The organism is Streptomyces sp. NBC_00691 (assembly GCF_036226665.1).
GTDB lineage: Bacteria > Actinomycetota > Actinomycetes > Streptomycetales > Streptomycetaceae > Streptomyces.
The window spans coordinates 488,672-507,456 of sequence record NZ_CP109007.1; the positions used below are offsets into that span (position 1 = coordinate 488,672).

Consider the following 18,785-nt stretch of genomic DNA (forward strand, 5'->3'; position numbering starts at 1 on the left):
CCGGCGGCGTCGGAGGCGCGGCGTCAGTACGCCCCGCCGAGGGACGCCTTGGCGTTGGCCGGGTCGTAGGCGCGGTCCGCGATGATGACGTCCTCGGGGATGCCCTCGCCCGCGTAGAACTTCTGGGCGGTGGCGAACGCAAGAGGCCCGAAGCGGGGGTTGGACTCGATGACGGCGTTGAGTTCGCCGTTGGCGAGGGCCTGGACGGCGTTGCGCGTGCCGTCGATGGAGACGACCTTGACGTCCTTGCCGGGGGCCTTGCCCGCGGCCTTGAGCGCGGTGACGGCGCCCAGGGCCATCTCGTCGTTCTCCGCGTAGACCGCCGTGATGTCGGGCTTGGACTGGATGAGCTGCTCCATGACCTGCTGGCCCTTGTCGCGGGCGAACTCGCCGGTCTGCTGGGCGACGATCTCGATCCCGGGCGCCTGCGCCGCGACCTGGTCGACGAAGCCCTTGGTGCGGTCGGTCGTCACGCTGTTGCCGGAGGAGCCGAGGAGGATGGCGACCTTGCCCTTGCCGCCCGTCGCCTTGATCATCGCGTCGGCGGCGCGCTTGCCCTGCTCGACGAAGTCCGAGCCGAGGAAGGCCAGATAGTCCTTGCAGGCCGTCGCGTTGACCTTGCGGTCGATCGTGAGGACCGGCACCTTCTTCGCGGCCGCCGCCTGGAGGGCCGGCTCCAGACCGTCGGAGTTGAGCGGCGCGACGATCAGGAACTGCGCGCCCTGGGCCAGCATGTCCTGAATGTCGCTGATCTGCTTGGAGAGCTGTGACTGGGCGTTGGTGGTGAGCAGCTTCTTCACACCGATCTTCGCGGCCTCGTCCTTGATCGACTGCGTCTCGGCGATGCGGAACGGATTGGCCTCCTTCTCCGACTGGGAGAAGCCGACGACCGTGTTCTTGAGGTCCAGCTTCGGCGCGCCGTACGAGGTCAGCGAGCAGCCGGTGCCGGTGGCCGCGGACGCCGTGGGGGTCTGGACGACCTGTGCGCCCTGGCTGCTGTCACCGCCGGCCTGGTCGGAGGTCTCGGACTTGGCGCAGCCGCTCAGCGCCAGCGTGGTGGTGGCGACCACGAGACAGGCGACGGAGAGCGCGCGGGATCTCTTCGGAAGGGTCATGTCAAGACACTCCTTGGCGGGGGACAGCACCGCCGAGTGGCGTGCGGTCGCGCGGGGATCGGGAAACGTTGTCAGCACGTCAGGAGGGCTGTGCCCACCTGGCCGACGCAAAGCCTGAACTGGGGAGACTCGACCTCGACGCGCTTCGTGCGACGGGGCGGCGTCTGCGGCTTTACAACGTTATAACCGCGTCGTGGAGCGCACGGCAAGGGTTCGGCACGACGTTTCCTGAACGCGCTCTCACGCGGCAACCGCGCGACGGCGTCCACGTGGTGACGAACGGTCGGCGGAAGGGCGCGAGGGGGGTGGACAGGCGCCGGACGGCGTGCTGTCATTCCGCTGCACGCCGATTTCCAACGTTGGAATGACGGTCGGCCCACCTGTCGGCCACTCCGTGCCCGCACCCAGTCGGGCTCGGCAGTCCGTGGGCCCGACGCCGCCCGAGCGACCGCCCGAGCGGCCGGGCGGGGGCCGCGCGACCGCCGTACGTCGGCCGTTCGGGCGTACTCCGGCCGCCGCGACGTACGCACGTCCGTACGTCACGCACCTCCTCACGTCACGCACCTCCTCACGTCACCACGTCACCCCGCCCATCCGCGACCCCGCACGGCGGTTCAGCCGTCATGCCCTCCCCGCACCGGCTCCGACTCCCCTCCGCCCCGAGGAAAGATTCGATGACACGACGACACCCCCGCCCCCGCACCAGAATGTGGGCCCTCCTGACAGCGGCGGCCCTGGTGCTGCCCACGAGCATCCTGCTCCCCACCGCCTCGGCCGCGGAACAGCCCCCAGGCACGAGCGCCGCAGGCGCCGCCGGCACCGAGAAGGCCTCCGCCGAGAACGCCGCCATCGAGGTGCACGGCCTCAAGGGCGAGTACTTCAGCATGTCCGCGCCCGGCGCGCGGGACTTCGCCACGCTCGGCGGCACGTCCCTCGACCCGCAGGTCAACTTCTCCGGGCTCACGGGCACCTTCCAGAACCTCACCGGCCGCACCGAGCACACCACGGCGCGCTGGACCGGCCGGATCGAGGCTCCGGCCACCGGCGACTACACGTTCTACGGAATCGGCGACAACGGCTTCCGTCTCTTCATCGACGGACAGCCGGTCATCGACCACTGGATCCCCGACTGGGACAAGGAACAGACCAGCGCCTCGATCCGGCTCACCGCCGGTGAGAAGCACGACTTCCGGCTGGAGATGTTCCAGGACGTCGGCGGCGCCAACATGTTCCTGCGCTGGTCGACACCGACGACGGCCAAGCAGCTCGTACCGGAGTCGGCGTTCACCCCGCCCGCCGATTTCGAGGTCTATCCCGTCGAACTCACGGTGGACGAGAGCGGCCGCCGGCTGCGCGCGCGGTTCGACGGCGACGTCTCCGATCTCGCCGCCGTGAAGGACCACCTCACGGTCGAGGCCGACACCACGCCCATGCCGATCCGTTCGGTCACGGTCGCTCCGGACGACCGTCACTCCGTCCTCGTCACCCTCTCCGAACCGGTCCAGAAGGGCCAGCAGGTCAGGGTCGACTACGACGGGAAGGGCGGTCTGAAGAACGGCGGGGAGACGGTTCCGCAGATCCTCCGCTCCGCGAGGAACACCTCGACCCACCGGCTCACCACCGAGTGGGGCGACCGGCTGGACGAGAAGAACCCGCTGCCCGAGTACCCGCGCCCGCAGCAGGTACGCGGCAAGTGGAAGAACCTCAACGGTCCCTGGCAGTTCGCCGGCGCCGACGCGGGCGAGCAGCCGGCCTTCGGCAAGGACCTCGACGAGAAGATCATCGTGCCGTTCCCGGTCGAGTCGCAGCTCTCCGGCGTCGAGCGGCACGAGGACCACATGTTCTACCGCAAGCTCGTGAACGTGCCGAAGGACTGGAAGATCGGCACCGGCGGCAAGGACAACCGCCTGAAGCTCAACTTCGGCGCCGTCGACTACCAGGCCCGTGTCTGGGTCAACGGCAGGCAGGTCGCCGAGCACACCGGCGGATACAACGCCTTCAGCGCCGATGTGACCGACGCGGTCGTGGGGACCGGACCGCAGGAGGTCGTCGTCGCGGTGACCGACACCGGTGGCCGCGACCAGCCCACCGGCAAGCAGTCCACCAACCCGGGCGGCATCTTCTACACCCAGTCGTCGGGCATCTGGCAGACCGTCTGGATGGAACCGGTCGCCCCCGTCTCCATCGACGACGTCGTCACCACCCCCGACATCGACACCAGCAGCCTGGCCGTGACCGTCGCGTCCGACGACGCCACGTCCGGAGCGCGCGTCGAGGCCGTCGCCAGGGACAGGCGCGGCAAGGTCGTCGGCCGGGTCAGCGGTCCGGCCAACACGCGGCTGCGCCTGCCCGTGGCGAACCAGCGGCTCTGGAGCCCGGACGACCCGTACCTCTACGACCTCGACGTGAAGCTCGTCCAGGGCCGGTCGACCGACACCGTCGAGAGCTACTTCGGCATGCGGAAGATAGCGATCGAGAAGGTCGGCGGCTTCCAGAAGCTGGTGCTCAACGGCAAGCCCGTCTACTCCCTCGCCACCCTCGACCAGGGGTTCTGGCCCGACGGCCTCTACACCCAGCCCAGTGACAAGGCCCTCTCCTTCGACCTCGAAGCGCACAAGAAGCTCGGCTTCAACGCCGTACGCAAGCACATCAAGGTGGAATCGCCGCGCTGGTTCTACCACGCGGACCGGCTCGGCCTGCTGGTCTGGCAGGACTTCGTATCGGGCGACCTCACCGACGAGACGGGCCGGAAGGCCTTCGTCGACCAGGGCCGCGAGATGATGCGCCAGCACCACAGCTCCCCCTCCGTCATCGGCTGGATCGTCTTCAACGAGGGCTGGGGCGAGTGGAACCGCGAGGAGACCGGACGGATCGCCGAATCCGTCAAGGCCGCCGACCCGTCCCGTGTCGTCAACGCCCACAGCGGTGTCAACTGCTGCAATTCCAAGGGGGATTCGGGTAAGGGCGACATCATCGACCATCACGACTACAACAACACCGACCCCGCCTTCCCCGACGCCCGGCGCGCGGCGATGGACGGTGAGCACGGCGGCTTCACCCTCCGGGCCCCCGGCCACATGTGGCCCGGCGCGCCGACCGTGATCTACAGCGGTGTCGCCGACAAGGAGGCGCTCACCCGCAAGTACGTCGAGAACACGGAGAAGTACTACCTGGAGGCTGCCGGGGCGGAGCTCTCCGGCTCGATCTACACCCAGATCTCCGACCTGGAGAACGAGCTCAACGGCCTGTACACGTACGACCGCAGGGAGATCAAGGTCGACCCGGTGCGCGTCCGTGAGATCAACCGGAAGGTCATCGCGGCCGGCGCCGCGGCGGGCGAGCGCGACCTGCTCAAGGGCGGCGGCTCCTGGGCCCTCGACGAGGGCACCGGGACGACGTCACGGGACGCGGGCCCGAACGCCGAGGACCTGAGGCTCTCCGAGGGCACCACCTGGGCCCCCGGAGTGAGCGGCAGCGCGCTGAAGTTCGACGGACAGGGCCAGTACGCCGAGACCGAAGGCCCCGTGATCGACACCACCACCAGCTACTCGGTGTCGGCCTGGGCGACGCTCGACTCCCTCCCCGGCAACTACGCGACCGTGGTCAGCCAGGACGGACGGCGCCAGGAGAACCCCTTCTACCTGCAGTACGGTCAGGGTGCCTTCGCCTTCAGCACGCCCGGCGGCAACCGCGCCCGCTATGTCACCACCCCCGAGACGGGCCGCTGGTACCACCTCGTCGGTGTCCGTGACGCCGCGAAGAACGAGATCCGGCTGTACGTCGACGGCGCCCTGGTCGCGACGGCCGCCTCGGGTCCCGCGGACGTCGGCACCGGGCCGCTGTCCGTGGGCCGGGCCAAGTGGGGCGGCGGGAACGTCGACTTCTGGAAGGGCTCGGTCGACCAGGTCCGCGCCTTCGACAAGGCACTCACCTCCGAGGAGGTGGCGGCCCTCCACGCGCAGCAGAAGCCGTAGCGGCGCGCCGAGCGTCCCTACCCGCGCACAGTGCCGCCCCGTGCGCCGGCCTCTCCGGCCGGCGTACGGGGCGGCGCCGCGTCCCCGTGTCCGCCCGACGGCGGCGACCGGGCGAGGGGGACGGCGGCCTGGTGAGGAGATCGCGTCAGGAACCGCCGGAACTCCTCTCCTCCTCACCCCAGCCCCGGAGTTCGCCCGAGCCGGCCACCGAGCCGGTGAGCCGGACCGCGCCGGACGCGTTCGTGCGGACGGCGAGAAGCGGTCCCCGTGCCGTGGCGGAGACGGCACCGCCGGCGGTGACCGAGGTCAGGGCACGGCTTCCGGCGGCGAGGTAGTAGCGGACTCCGGACGGAGCCGTCCAGTAGGTCCCCGCCAGCATGTGCTGGCCGAAGCGACTGCACGCCGCCGTGTCCGCGGGAGCCGGACCCGGCACCCGTACCGGCGTCGGCGGGCGGTCCCTGTCCGGCCCCTCCCATCCCACCGTGACGCGGCCGCGCCCGTCCCAGCCGTCCACGCGGGTGCACGTCCAGGTGGCGCGGCCGGCCCGCTCGGGCAGGTCCTGCCGGGCGAACTCCCAACGGTTCACGGCGCGTACGCCGGTTCCCCGCAGTCCCAACAGCCCGCAGGCCGACCGGGCCCAGGCGGCGAGGCCCGCCGCCGACGTCGCCTCCCGGGGCTGGCGCGCGGGAGCCCCGGTTCCCGGCGCCGGGGTCCACGTCAGGTGCGCGGGCGCGAGCTCCCCGAGGTCCGCCAGCAGGAAGGAATGGTCCTCGACGATCCTGCCGGACGAACGCACCTGCAGTGCGGACACCCGGCTGCAGTCGCCCGGACCCAGGGGTACGGGGTCGGTGACGCCGTCCTCGGACACGGGCAACCGCCGGGCGGGCACGTCAGGACGCAGGAGGTCGCGCACCGCGCTCTCGTCGATCCACGGGGCGAGCAGGAACCGCGCTCCGAGAGGTGTCCTGCTCACGGCCACGGCCGCGCCGGTGGTCACGTCCGCGTCATCGGCCCGGGCCAGTTCGACGACCGCGTCTCCCCCGCCGGTGAGCGGCTCGGCGTACCGGACGAGCCGCCCTCCGTCGTGCAGGAGGACGACGGAGGAGCGGTCGACCCGGCCGGCGAAGAGCAGCCGCACCGGCGTCGCCGGTGGGGTGGTCGGCGTGCCCGGCGTGGCGGTCATCCGCACGCCGGACCGGTCTCCGGCCCGGTCGCCGGATCTCGCGCCGGACCGGCCGTCCGCGCCCCGCGCCCAGGCGTCGAGAGCCCGGGACAGCAGGGCCGTATCGCCGGTCCGCGAGCCTCGGGCGGGCCACGCGGTGAGGTCGACCCGCGCGGTGTCGGCCCACCGTTCGCCGGGGGTACGGAGCAGGAGCCCGGCGTCGGCCGCCCCGGCGAGGACCGTGGCGGGAGGCACCCGCGCGGGCGCGGCCGACTCGGGGCTCCGGGCGAGGACGACGACGGCGGAGGCGGCGAACACCATGACGGCGGCGAGGGCGGTGAGCCTCGTCCGGTGTCGGCGGCGGAGCAGGTCCGTGGGCCTGGCCTGCACACTGCAGGGATCGAACTCGACGCCGCGCAGGAGCGATTCGGCAGGCGCGCCGACGGTGGCGCGGAGACGTTCGGCCGTCCGCAGGGCCTCGTCCGCCGAGGACACCCCGACAGCGGTGAGGAGGCGGGCGGCGGACTGCGCGGTGAGTCCTTCGAGGACGCGCAGGGCCAGGGCGGCCCGGACCTCCGGGTCCGCCGCGGCCAGCGCGGACTCCAGCGCGAGCTCGTCGTCGCCGCCGACCCGGGGGAAGAGGCGCAGTCCGAGGACGGCGGGAAGCGGATGCCGTCCGTGGAACCACCGGGGGTGGACGGCCGCCCGCAGCGCGGCCGCCACGACGCGTTCCCTCAGCCAGGCGAGGACCGGTCCCGCCTCACCGCGCTGAGCGGGCACGGTGCGGCCCGGGCGCGAAGGGGCCGCCCCCGCGAGGGACTTCTGCGCGAGCGCGTGCGCGACGAGCACGCGGCGGTGGCGGCCGAGGGCGGGCGGGAGGATCAGGTGGGCGATCCGGACGAGCCGTGGGTAGTGCTCGACGAGCGCCGCCTCGGCCTCGGTCCGCCCGGGACGAGGAAGCGGGGAAGGGGATATGGCGTTGCTGGGAAGAGTGTCGTGCGACTGCATGACTGTGCCAACGAGGCGGCGGCGGTGCGGTCACCTCGGACGGTTGCTCTGAGGGTCCCCCCAGGTACGCGCCGGACTCGCGTCGTTCGTGCGTCGTCCTGCGCGGGGCGGGCCGGACCCGACACGTCGTCACCACGAGGGCTCCCGTGCGGCGTCCGGGGTGCGCGGCCGCTCCGGCACCCGACCGGCCCCTGGTACCGTTCGGGCCGCGACCGGCTCGACGGCCCGGTCTCCGTCACGGGGCTCAGCCGCGCGGCTCGGCCCGGGGCAGCAGCGCCGCGGTCAGTTCGGCGGTGCGGCGGTGCCACCGGGCGGCGCCGCGGAGCATGGCGTGCCCTCCGGTGGGCATCGGGATGCCGACCGCCTCGGCGCCCGCCGTCCGGGCCCTGCGGACGAAGTCCCAGGACTCCTGGGCCGAGGTGATCCGGTCGGTCTCGTCGTGCAGCACATAGATCGCGCGTCCCGCGAGGTGCGCGACGGGCTCCCCCGGCGGGCACCACGGTGCCAGGGCCACCACACCCCGGACCAGGGGATCGCCGGCGGCGCTGAGCGCGGCGCGGCCGCCCATCGAGTGGCCGACGAGGACGACGGGGATCCGCCCGGCCCGCTCCCGCAGCCGCGCGAGCGCGGCCTCCGCGTCACGGGCCGCGTCGCGGCGGCCGCCGTTCCAGCCCCGGTGCCGGTAGCGCAGCTCGGCGACGAGCACGTCCCGGCCGGCGAGCGCACGCGTCACGGCCGTCGCGAACGGGCGCATCCGCAGGGCGGGCAGGTTGACCAGGGGCGGGACCCCGAGACCCTCGGAGCGGCCGCCGTGCAACAGGATCACGGCCGCCGCCGGGACGGCCGGGGCCCCGCGCACGACGAGTCGGCCCTCCACGCTGCCGCGCGCCGCCGGGGCGGCCTCGGATGTCATCGGGCTTGGCTCCGGTGCGCCGGCGGACGGGGCCGGCGCGGAGGGCGGGGCAGGAAGCCGCTCGTGCGGGCCGCGTAGGCCGCGTAACCGGGGCGGTGCGCCATATGGGCCTCCAGGAGTCGTTTGCCGCTCCCCCAGATGAGCAGGCCGCTCATCACCACGGGCGACACCAGGCAGAGGAGCGCGGACTGCCAGCTCGCGCAGGCGGTGAGGTAGAGCCCCCACCAGACCAGGAAGTCGCCGAAGTAGTTGGGGTGCCGCGTCCAGCTCCACAGCCCCCGGTCCATGATCCGCCCCCGGTTCGCGGGGTCGGACTTGAAGCGGGCGAGCTGGTGGTCCCCGACCGCCTCGAAGGCCAGGCCCGCCGCCCAGAGGACGAGGCCGAGGACGAGCAGGGGGTCGGGGCCCTCGGGCAGATAGGCCGCCGCCTGTACGGGGAGCGAGACGAGCCAGACGAGGGCGCCCTGGAGCAGGTAGACGGTGCGCAGGGCGTAGAGCGCCGGATGGCCGGAGCCCTTGGCGAGCATCTTCGCGTAGCGGGGGTCCTCGCCGTGGCCCCGGGCCCTGTGGGCGATGTGGAGGGCGAGTCGCAGCCCCCACACGCAGGTCGCGGCGGTCACCGCGAGCCTGCGGACGTCGTCCCCGTACCCGTCCGAGAGCACCCAGGTGACGACCGCGACTGCGGCGAACGCCACGCCCCAGGCGATGTCGACGATCCGGTGGAGGCCCTTCACCGAGCCGATCACGAAGGTCACCAGCATGACCGCGAGGGCCGTCGCGGCCGACCCGGCCAGGTTCATCGCCAGCGCCGACCAGTTCATCGGCCGGCTCCGGGGGAGGCATCCGCCTGGACCAGGCGGAGCTGACGCACGTCGAGGTAGTGCGCGCGGAAGCCGGCCTCGGAGTAGGCCAGATACAGCTCCCACATGCGGCGGAAGACCCGGTCGAAGCCGAGCTCCCCGACGGCCTCGGCCTCCCGGACGAAGGTCTCGCGCCAGAGCCGCAGCGTCTCGGCGTAGTGCTCCCCGTAGCCGTCGTCGTGGGTGATGCGCAGTCCCGCGTCGGCGCTCTCGCGGCCGAGGGCGTCCGGCGACGGGATGAGGCCGCCGGGGAACACGTACTTGCTGATCCAGGTGTGGGTGCGCGCGGTGTGGAGCATCCGCTCGTGCGGCATCGTGATGGTCTGGAGGGCGACGGCGCCGCCGGGCGCGAGGAGGCGGCGCAGGGCGGCGAAGTACGTGGGCCAGTACTCGGCGCCGACGGCCTCGATCATCTCGACGCTCACCACGGCGTCGTACCGGCCCTCGACCTGTCGGTAGTCGCGCAGTTCGACGCGCACCCGGTCCGCCATGCCCGCCTCGGCGATCCGCCGCATCGCGAGCGCGCGCTGTTCCTCGGAGAGCGTGACGGTCAGGACGTCGGCTCCCCGGGACGCGGCGCGCAGCGCGAGTTCGCCCCAGCCGGTGCCGATCTCCAGGAGCCGGGTGCCCGGGCCGACACCGGCGAGATCGAGGAGGCGGTCGATCTTGCGGTGCTGGGCCGCGGTGAACGCGTCCGGCGTGGCGGGGAGGGTCTCGAACACGGCCGAGGAGTAGGACATGCTCGGGTCGAGGAAGCGGGCGAACAGGTCGTTGGACAGGTCGTAGTGCCGCTGGATGTTGTCGCGGGCGCCTTCGAGCGTGTTGCGGTCCCGGGTCGGGCGGCGGCGCACCCAGGCCCCCCGGAGGCGGCGCAACGGGGCGGGTACGAGGTCGTCCACGTGAGCGGCGAGGACGGTGAGGAGGCCCACGAGGTCGTCGCTGTCCCACTCGCCGGCCATGTAGGACTCGCCGAAGCCGATCAGCCCGTCGGCGCCGATCCGCCGGTGGAAGGCGGCGGGGTCGTGCAGCGTCAGGGTGGGCGGGCCGGTCCGACCGGTGGGGTGGGGGGCGCTGCCGGGCGGGGCGGTCTCACCGGTGGTGGGGCGGGGGACTATGCCGAGCGGGGCGTCGGGGCCCAGGCGGAGTGGCAGCCGGGCGAAGGCGCGGGCGAGGACGCGCCGGGCGATCGCCGTGCGCAGGGCCGAGGCGCGCGGGAGGCGGGCGACATCGGGCCAGCGCTCGGGATCGACGAACGGACGGCCGGGGGCCGCGGCGCGGGGGGCGGCCTGCGGGTCGGTGACGGTCACAGCATGCCTTCTCGGGTGGGCGGGACGGGACGGGGACGGATGGGAAGTCCCTTGAGGTACAGACGGATTCCGTGCCACCGGATCCCGGCGCTGACGGCGGCGGTGGACCATGGGTGGCGGAGCGCCGAGACGAGCAGGCCGCGTGCGTCCGCCGGCCGGCGGCGGCCGCGGACAGTGGCGGTCAGGGGCCTGCTCCCGTCGCCGTGCCGCAGTTGGACGGTCAGGTCGAGGTGCTCGCCGGGCAGCGGCAGCCGCATCCGGTAGGAGCCTTCGACGTCGAAGAACGGGGAGACGTAGAAGTCCTTGGCGACGTCCGCGCGTCCGGCGGCGTCGGGACGCAGGAGGTAGCAGTGCCGCCCGCCGTAGGTGTTGTGGACCTCGGCGACGACACAGACGAGGGCGCCGGCGCGGTCGTGGCACCAGTACAGGGTGAGCGGGTTGAAGACATGGCCGAATACGCGCGCGTGGGCGAGCATCACCACCCGTCCGTCGGCGTCGCGTACGCCCTGGGACGAGAGGTAGGCGTCGAGACCCGCACGAAGGGTGGGTGCTCGGCCGCCGAAGTGGTCGCGGGCGTCGAAGCGGGCGAGCGGCCGCAGCGGGCGGGGCAGCCGGGGGAGGTCGTCGAGGTCGACGAGCCACAGGTACGTGCGCTGCCGCACCGCGTGGTGCACCGGCTGGACGCGGGTGTGGGCGACCTCGCAGGGGTAGAGCGCGGGCACCGTGGGCGTCCCGGGCGCGACGGTCGGCGCAGCTGCGGCGGGTGAGGTTCCTGCGGCGGTGGGGGCGCGGTCGGTGCTCACCAGGTCACCCCCAGGGCGCGGGCCGCCTCGACGCCGGAACGGCAGCCGTCCTCGTGGAACCCCCAGCCGTGGTACGCACCGGCGAAGGCGGTCACGGACGTCGCGAGAGCGGGCAGTTCGCGCTGGGCGGCGACGGAGCCGGGCGTGTAGACCGGGTGCTCGTACACCATGCGGGCGAGCACCGTGCTCTCGTCGACGCGGCCGTCCCCGTTGAGGGTCACGATGTGCGGCTCGTCCACCGGAAGGCGCTGGAGCCGGTTCATGTCGTAACTGACCTTGACGGCCTCGGGGCGCGCGTCGCAGGTGGGGAGCCAGTAGTTCCACGAGGCACGGGCGTGCGGAGCGGGCGGCAGGACGGTGGTGTCCCGGTGCAGCACGGTGGGGTTGCGGGAGTAGGTGAACGCGCCGAGGACCCGGCGCTCGTCGGGCGTGGCGTCGGCGAGCATCCGCAGGGCCTGGTCGGGGTGGACGGCTATGACGACGGCCGCGTGGACCTCGGACTCGCCGTCGTCGGTGGTCACGCGGACCTGGTCGGTGCCCCGTTCGATCGCGCGGACCGGGGTGGTGGTGCGGACGGCGGCGAGTCCCTTGGCCACCTTCTCGACGTACGCGGCGGAACCTCCCGTGACGGTCCGCCACTGCGGCGATCCGGTGGTGGAGAGGAGCCCGTGGTGGTCGAGGAAACGGAAGAGGTAGGCCGCCGGGTACAGAAGCGCGGTGTCCGGGGCGCAGGACCAGACGGCGGCCACCAGGGGGATGGCGAAGTGGCCGACGAAGTACGGCGAGAACCCGCCGCTCGCCAGGAACGTCCCGAAGGTCTGACTGTCGTCCCCCGCGGCGAGGAGTCGCCGGGCCGCGCGGTGGAAGCGCGGCACGTCGGCGAGCATCCGCAGGTGACGGCCCCTGCGCAGGTTGCCGCCGCCGAGCAGACCGCGCGGGCCGCGGGCGCCCGCGTAGGCCAGGCCGCAGCCGTCGCACCGCACGGACATGCTCATCTCGGCGTCCTGGGTGACGACACCCAGCTCGTGGAAGAGGCGCAGCAGGTTCGGGTAGGTGCGCTCGTTGTGGACGATGAATCCGGTGTCCACGCGTACGGTTCCGCCGCCGCGGGTCGGCACCTCGTGGGTGTGGGCGTGGCCTCCGAGCCGGGCGTCCGCCTCGTACAGCACGACGTCGTGGCTCCGCGAGAGCACGTGCGCGGCTGTCAGGCCGGCCACTCCCGCCCCGACGACCGCGACAGTCCGCCGGTTCATCTGTTCCCCCTCGTGTCGCGGGGCGTCCGCGCACCGATCGCGTGGAGCGTCCCCGTAGGTGGTTCGGTGCGGTGGGCCGTCCGGATGGGTGCGGGTTTCGCGCCCCGGGGCGGGCACCGCGGTCCGCCGGTCCGTGAGAGGGGTGATTCCTCGCCGGTCGCGAGGAGCCCCGGGCGGTGGACGGTGAACGCTGTGTCCATGACGCCTCCTCCCCGTGCCGGTGCGCGGCGGATGCTTGCGCCCCCTCAGGCTCCGGCGCGCGGTGCCGCCGCCTCAAGGCGCAGCGTTTGTGCGTCGTTCGCGCAGGCGACGGGGCTCCGGCCGAGGAAACGGCGGAGGTACGGACCGGCGGGGCGGGGTGCGGCGGTGCCTGCGGGGCCTCCGGGCATGCGAAGAGGCCCCGTCTCCGGTGGGAGGCGGGGCCCTGCGGTTCTGCGTGGTGCGGCGGGTGACTCTTAGTACCAGCCGTTGGCCTGCCAGTGCGACCAGGCGGCGTTCGGGGAGCCGTAGCGCTCGTTCATGTAGTCGAGGCCCCACTTGATCTGCGTGGCGGGGTTCGTCTTCCAGTCCGAGCCGGCGGAGGACATCTTCGAGGCCGGGAGGGCCTGGACCAGTCCGTAGGCGCCGCTGGAGGAGTTGGTCGCGGCGGGGTTCCAGCCGGACTCGTGCTCGACGATCTTGCTGAACGAGGCGTACTGGGAGGCCGGGACGATCTGCTTGGCAAGGTCCTGCGGGCTCGCGGCCGAGGCCGCCGACGTCGTGCCGAGCACCGCGCCCGAGGCGCCCAGCAGCACGGCTGCCGAGACGGCGAAGGTCTTCTTGCGGGACGAGACACGAGTGGAGAGCGAGCGGAACACGAAGCGACCTAACGTCGGGGACAAGGGGCGCGCCGGGCGTTCCCGGCAAGCCGGAACCAGAGCCCGGGAGGTCCGGATCCGGAGGGATCGGCCTGCCGGCCTGGGCTGCGCTGAGCGCTGCCTGCCTGGCGACGTCCACCAGAGAAGCAGCCGTGGGACCCCGGCGCAATGACCCCCGGTACGAGGACGTTTCGGACCCGCGCCGAAAGCCCCGCCCCACCGGAATGTGAGTTTTGCCAGGTCACACCCCGGTCTGCGGTGATTCAGACAGGTCCCTACCTTCTCCTATTCCACGTCGTAGGTGACCTAGGTCCTGTGGGGCGCCTCACTCCGCGGGCCCCCCGGAAGGGGGCCGAATGTGACCTGGGCCTCTCCCGGCAGCCGCGCCGGTCGGCACACGACACGGCCGGGGCACCCACGCTTCACGGCCGGGGCTCGCACGACACGGCCGGGGCACCCGCGCGCGGGTGCCCCGGCCTTCCCGCTGCCGTGCGGTCAGCGGCGGACCTGGTAGGCCCGTGTGACCGTCTGGTCGACCGAGTTGCCGTCGGCGTCGGTGGCGGTGACCCGCAGCGAGACGAAGCCCGCGGCCGCCGGGTTGTCGATGGCGCCGTTCAGCCGGCCGTCCAGGCGCACCTCCCGCCAGGAGGCACCGTCGTCGTACGAGGCCCACAGCCTGACCCCGGTGACGGCCGGGCCGACGAGGCCCTTGGGGTGTCGTACGCCGAGGCCGACCGTCGTGCGGGACCTGGTCCGGGCGCTGTTCGCCAGGTCGGTCCCGAGACGGTAGTCGACCGACAGGACGGGCAGCAGCGTCCGCCCCTCACCCTGCGCGGAGTGGAAGCGCCAGTCCGTGCGCACCTTGGTGGAGGTGGTCCAGCCGGCCTCCTCCCGCTGTACGTCGGTGACCACGCGGTACCCGGCTCGTTCCGGGACCACGGGGAAGGCGACGGCGGCGGAGGGCGCGGTGCCGAGCAGCGTGCCGTCCCGGTAGACCGTGGTCAGCTCCTTGTCGGTGCCGTTGCCCATGACGGTCCACTGCCCGGAGCCGCTGTCGAGCAGCCCCGCCGCCATGATCCCGGCGACCGCGCCGTCGCGGACCGCGGCGCCGTCGAGGGCGATCGGAAGCGCGGTGCGGACGACGGCCTTGTTCCAGTCGCGGCGGACCTGCTGGCCGGGGGTGAACGTCGTGGCGGCCGTCAGCTGCCAGGTGCCGCCCGCCTTCCAGACGGGGCCGAGCTTCATGGCCTCGTAGGTACGCAGGCCCGTGGACACGTATTCGGTCAGGGTGCGCTGGAGCGTCGTCCGCCCGAAGGCGAAGTTCGCGACGGGCTGCATCGGCGCGTGCATCAGCCTGCCGTATCCGGCCTCGGCTCCGGCGGTCGTGCCGTGGAACCGGGAGTCGACCGTGGCCAGCTCACCGGCACGGACGCGGTAGCGCTGGTCCGCGGGAATGCCGCCGGCTCGGTACTTGAGCAGTTCGTAGGAGTACGGGCTGACAGCCGTGCCGGAGAAGGTGATCCGGGCGCCGGTCAGGGCCAGCAGCCGCTCGCCCTCGGTGCCGGAGACCGTCATCGCGGGGATCCGGGTCTCCTTCGGGCTCCAGTTGCCCGCCAGCCAGCTGCCAGGAGTGTCGTTGTACACGAGCACGGCCAGAGCTCCGGCGTCGGCCGCCGCGTCGACCTGCGCGTACGTGGTGGTGGCGGAGTCCCGCTTCACCAGCGCGAGCCTGCCCCGGACGTCCTCGCCCGGCCTGGCCACCCGGAGGGTGCGGCTGCCGTCGAAGCGCGCGGAGCCGGTCCAGCCCTGGAAGTAGGAGACGTCGACGGCACGGCCGCCGTGTCCGGCGAGCCGGGCCGAGAGCGCGGGGGCGCTCAGGGACCAGCCGACGCGCGACTCGAAGAGGCCGGCGTCGGTCGTCGCCGACGGCACCGAGTAGACGGCGGTCTCCCCGCCGATCCAGGTCTCACGGTCCTGGACGAGGGGCTGCGAGGAGGAGCGGGAGGAGATGCCGACCCGGAGGCGGTTGGTCTCCGACGGGCGGGGCGTGGCCATCGTGACGCGGCCCGCCTTGGAGCCGTCGAAGGTGAGGGTCCGGTCGGAGTCGACGAGCGTGCCGGGCTGGGCGCCGTAGGTGTACTCGTGGAGCACGCTCCAGTCCGGGCTGTAGTGGAAGATCTCCGCGATGAAGGAGTGCTCGCCGCGCGGCACCCGCACCACGACGGTCCCGTCCGCGCCGACCGGGTAGGTCTCCGGGAGCACCGCCCTGTCCAGGGAGGTGTCGGTGATCGCGGCGATGCCCTCGGTCGGCTTGCCGTCGCGGTCGAGGACCTTCAGCGTGACGTCGAAGCGCTGGACGTCCCGGCCGAAGCCGACCGCGGTCGTCACCGTCGTGCCGTCGGTGGCACGCGCGGTGACGTGCGCGCCGTGCGAGCCGGTGGTGACCTTGCCGCTGTCGAGGGTGACGGCGACCTCGGAGGTGCCGTGCGCGGGGACGGTCACCGAGTCGGCGCCGAGGGCGAGCGTGCCGGCCGGAAGGGTCTCCCCCGCGTCGGCCAGCGAGAGCGCCAGCGTGACCGGGGCGTCGCCGTCGTTGACGTACGCGATCGTCTTCTCGACCGAGGCCGTGTCGTCCCAGCCGCGCAGGCCGAAGTCGACCGTGCCGGTGGACGACACCGGCTGGCGGACCGCGCGCGCCACGTCGAGGCGACCGGCGCCCTGCGCGTACACGGAGGTGTCGGCGGTGGTCTTCGCGGTGCTGATGAGCCCGCTCTTCAGTCGCGCGGGCGACCAGTCGGGGTGGCGCTGGGCGAGGATCGCCGCCGCGCCCGCCACGTGCGGTGTCGCCATGGAGGTGCCGCTCGCGGTGGTGTAGAGGTCGCCGACCGGCGAGCCCATCGTGGTGCCCGCCGCGCGGGCCGCGACGATCCGGACGCCGGGCGCCGTGATCTCCGGCTTGAGGCCGCCGTCGCCGCGCGGGCCCCGGCTGGAGAAGTTCGCGACGGCGTCGCCGGAGTCCACGGCGCCGACCGTGAGGGCAGCGGCGGCGGCACCGGGCGAGCCGACGGTCCTCGCACCGGGCCCGCTGTTGCCCGCGGCGATGGTGAAGAGGACGCCCGTACGCGCGGTGAGTTCGTTGACCGCGAGGGACATGGGGTCGGTGCCGTCGGCGCCCTCCTGGCCGCCCAGGCTCATGGAGACGACCTTCGCGCCGGAGTGCGCGGCCCAGTCCATCCCCTCGATGATGCCGGACTCCGAACCGGAGCCGCCGTCGTCGAGGACCTTGCCCACGATCAGCTCGGCGCCGGGCGCCACTCCGCGGTACCGGCCGTCGGAGCCCGCGCCGCTGCCGAGGATCGTGGAGGCGACGTGGGTGCCGTGGCCGTGGCCGTCACGCGCGGTCTCGCCCGGGACGAAGCTGCGGCTCTCGACGATGCGGTCGGCGAGGTCGGGGTGGGTGGCGTCGACGCCGGTGTCGAGCACGGCGACCTTGACGCCGGTGCCGTCGTATCCGGCGGCCCAGGCCTCGGGCGCGCCGATCTGCGGAACGCTCTGCTCCAGGAGCGCGTCGACCTTGCCGTCCAGCCAGAGGCGCTGGACGCCGCCCGACAGCCGAGCCCTGGGGGTTCCGGCGCGGGCGCTGTCGTCGTCGACGGACTCCCAGAAGGTGTCGCCCTCGGCCTTGTCGGCGGTGACGGCCGCGCCGCGCACGCCGGGGAGCTTGCGGGTGAGCCGGGTCCCGCCGGGCGCCGGGGTGCCGGCGGAGTCGTAGCGCACGATCAGCGGGGTGGACGCGCGGTGGGCGTCGTCGAAGCCCTGGGCGACGAGCTGGGTGACGTTGAACAGTCGCTTGTCGACCTGGCCGTTGTGGACCAGCGCCTCGACCTCCCGGGGGATGACGTACACGTCGGTGCCGACGGTGTACGTCCGCAGTCCGGCGGCGCTGCCCCCGTACGGGGTGACGTTGACGGCGACGGTCCTGCCCGCCCGGGTGGCCACCGTCACCTTGTCACCGGTCACCAGGGTGACCGTCGTGGTGCGGACGGCGTCCCGGGGCGCGGCTGTCACCGCGTCCTCGCCGGTCGGGGGAGGAGGGGTGGCGCCGTATGCCATGCCTCCCGCGGTCATGGTGGCTGCCAGGGCGAAGCCGAGCAGTGCGGTTCTCCGTCTGCTGCGCATGCTGAGGGCACTCCTTCCGCCGGCGGAGGGGGATCCGTGTCCGGCGGAACCAAGAGTCAACAGGAACGATCATCTTCGCTACGGTCCGCGGCTGGCGAAGAGGCGACATGTCCGCTCGCCGCCAATGTGCCTGCGGCACAGGCCATTTGAGTGCCCGCGTGGTAATGCGGGCCCTCGTTTCCGACGGTCCTGTTGTGATTTGATCACTCCGGGTACGGGGGTGATCACATCAGCCGGGGTGGGGAAAGGCGTCATGGGCGAAGGACACATGCTGGAGGCAGCAGGGGTCGGCGCCGCGGAGGAGCGGGTGTACCGCCTCCTCCTCGGCGTGCGGGAGGCCGACACCGCGGAGATCGCGGCGCAGTTGGGCTTCGACGAGCCACGGGTCGAGTGGCTGCTGGCGTCCCTCCACGACAAGGGCCTGGTGGGCCGGGCCGCCGAGCCGCCCGGGGGCGGCCCCGAGCGGTACGTGCCGATGGCGCCCGACGCCGCGCTGCGCCCCCTGCTGCTGCGCGGGCACGAAGCGCTCGAATCGGCACGCCGGGGGGTGGAACAGCTCGCCGAGGAGTACCGGGCCGGCGGGCGGCGGCACGACGCCGGGCAACTCGTCGAGGTGATCACCGGGGCGAGCGTGATCCGGCAGCGGCTGCGGCACATGGCGTACGGGGCCGAGGAGATGCGCTGGCTCTGCAAGGCCCGCCCCGTCGCCCTGGCGGCGGCGGAGAACGACGAGGAGTGGGAGCTGCTCGCCCGGGGCGTGCGCTACAAGACGATCTACGAGCGTGAACTGCTCGAAGGACCCGGAATGGTTGACAACGTTGCCCGGAGCATCCGCGCCGGCGAGCAGGCCCGGGCCGTCGGAACGCTGCCGGTGCGGCTGGTGATCGCGGACAGCTCGACGGCCATCTGCCCCCTGGTGTACGAGAGCGGGGAAGGCCTCGACGGCGTGGAGCGGGCGGCGCGCACCGCCGACCGGGCGGGTGCGCCGACGGCCGCGGTGATCCACAGCAGCAGCCTGCTCGACGCGCTCATCGCCCTGTTCGAGAGCCAGTGGGCGGCGGCGACCCCGCTGCACGTCACGGACTCCGGCGAACTGGCCGACTTCGACGGCGGCCCGAACCATGCGGTGCACCTCGCCGACGACGAGCGGTATCTGCTCTCCCTGATCGTCGCCGGGGTCGCGGACAAGGCCATCGCCTCCCAGCTGTGGGTCAGCCAGCGCACGGTGCAGCGCCGGATCCAGGCCTTGATGCAGCGCGCCGGGGCGCTCACCAGGACGCAGTTGGTGTGGCAGGTGGCGCAGCGGGGATGGCTGACGAACAGCTGACCGGTCTCACCTGCCGAGGACGCCCGG

General features: G+C 73.1%; 11 protein-coding genes. 2 read left to right on the forward strand and 9 right to left on the reverse strand.

Annotation, left to right across the window (positions count from 1 at the left end; translation table 11 throughout):
- Positions 1-23: 23 nt before the first annotated feature.
- The gene (locus tag OG392_RS02345; protein WP_329274983.1) at positions 24-1,115 is read right to left on the reverse strand and encodes an ABC transporter substrate-binding protein; all 1,092 of its coding nucleotides are present in this window, start codon (positions 1,113-1,115) and stop codon (positions 24-26) included.
- 674 nt (positions 1,116-1,789) lie between these two features.
- On the opposite strand from OG392_RS02345, the gene OG392_RS02350 reads away from it, so the two are divergent.
- Positions 1,790-5,089, forward strand: coding sequence for a LamG-like jellyroll fold domain-containing protein (locus OG392_RS02350; protein ID WP_329274986.1), 3,300 nt, complete (start codon positions 1,790-1,792; stop codon positions 5,087-5,089).
- Positions 5,090-5,234: 145 nt separating this feature from the next.
- Here OG392_RS02350 and OG392_RS02355 read toward each other — a convergent pair whose 3' ends face one another.
- From OG392_RS02355 to OG392_RS02390, 8 genes are all read right to left on the reverse strand, one after another.
- Positions 5,235-7,259: a hypothetical protein gene (locus OG392_RS02355; RefSeq protein WP_329274989.1), complete on the reverse strand. Its 2,025-nt coding sequence runs from the start codon at positions 7,257-7,259 to the stop codon at positions 5,235-5,237.
- Between the two features lie 244 nt (positions 7,260-7,503).
- Positions 7,504-8,172, reverse strand: a complete 669-nt coding sequence (locus OG392_RS02360) for an alpha/beta fold hydrolase (protein ID WP_329274991.1) — start codon at positions 8,170-8,172, stop codon at positions 7,504-7,506.
- The gene (locus OG392_RS02365; RefSeq protein ID WP_329274994.1) at positions 8,169-8,993 is read right to left on the reverse strand and encodes a DUF1295 domain-containing protein; all 825 of its coding nucleotides are present in this window, start codon (positions 8,991-8,993) and stop codon (positions 8,169-8,171) included. Before OG392_RS02365 ends, OG392_RS02360 begins: the two co-directional genes overlap by 4 nt.
- A complete protein-coding gene (locus OG392_RS02370; protein WP_329274996.1) occupies positions 8,990-10,339 on the reverse strand; it encodes a cyclopropane-fatty-acyl-phospholipid synthase family protein in 1,350 nt (449 codons plus the stop codon). Before OG392_RS02370 ends, OG392_RS02365 begins: the two co-directional genes overlap by 4 nt.
- Positions 10,336-11,061: a DUF1365 domain-containing protein gene (locus OG392_RS02375; protein WP_329287023.1), complete on the reverse strand. Its 726-nt coding sequence runs from the start codon at positions 11,059-11,061 to the stop codon at positions 10,336-10,338. Before OG392_RS02375 ends, OG392_RS02370 begins: the two co-directional genes overlap by 4 nt.
- 77 nt (positions 11,062-11,138) lie before the next feature.
- The gene (locus tag OG392_RS02380) at positions 11,139-12,395 is read right to left on the reverse strand and encodes an NAD(P)/FAD-dependent oxidoreductase (protein WP_329274999.1); all 1,257 of its coding nucleotides are present in this window, start codon (positions 12,393-12,395) and stop codon (positions 11,139-11,141) included.
- A 455-nt stretch (positions 12,396-12,850) separates the two neighbouring features.
- Positions 12,851-13,252: a transglycosylase SLT domain-containing protein gene (locus OG392_RS02385; RefSeq protein WP_329275002.1), complete on the reverse strand. Its 402-nt coding sequence runs from the start codon at positions 13,250-13,252 to the stop codon at positions 12,851-12,853.
- Between the two features lie 495 nt (positions 13,253-13,747).
- Positions 13,748-17,431 carry a S8 family peptidase gene (locus tag OG392_RS02390; RefSeq protein ID WP_329275004.1) on the reverse strand — a complete coding sequence of 1,228 codons (3,684 nt, stop codon included), beginning with the start codon at positions 17,429-17,431 and terminating at the stop codon, positions 13,748-13,750.
- Between the two features lie 253 nt (positions 17,432-17,684).
- On the opposite strand from OG392_RS02390, the gene OG392_RS02395 reads away from it, so the two are divergent.
- Positions 17,685-18,758: a helix-turn-helix domain-containing protein gene (locus OG392_RS02395; protein ID WP_329275006.1), complete on the forward strand. Its 1,074-nt coding sequence runs from the start codon at positions 17,685-17,687 to the stop codon at positions 18,756-18,758.
- Positions 18,759-18,785: the final 27 nt, after the last annotated feature.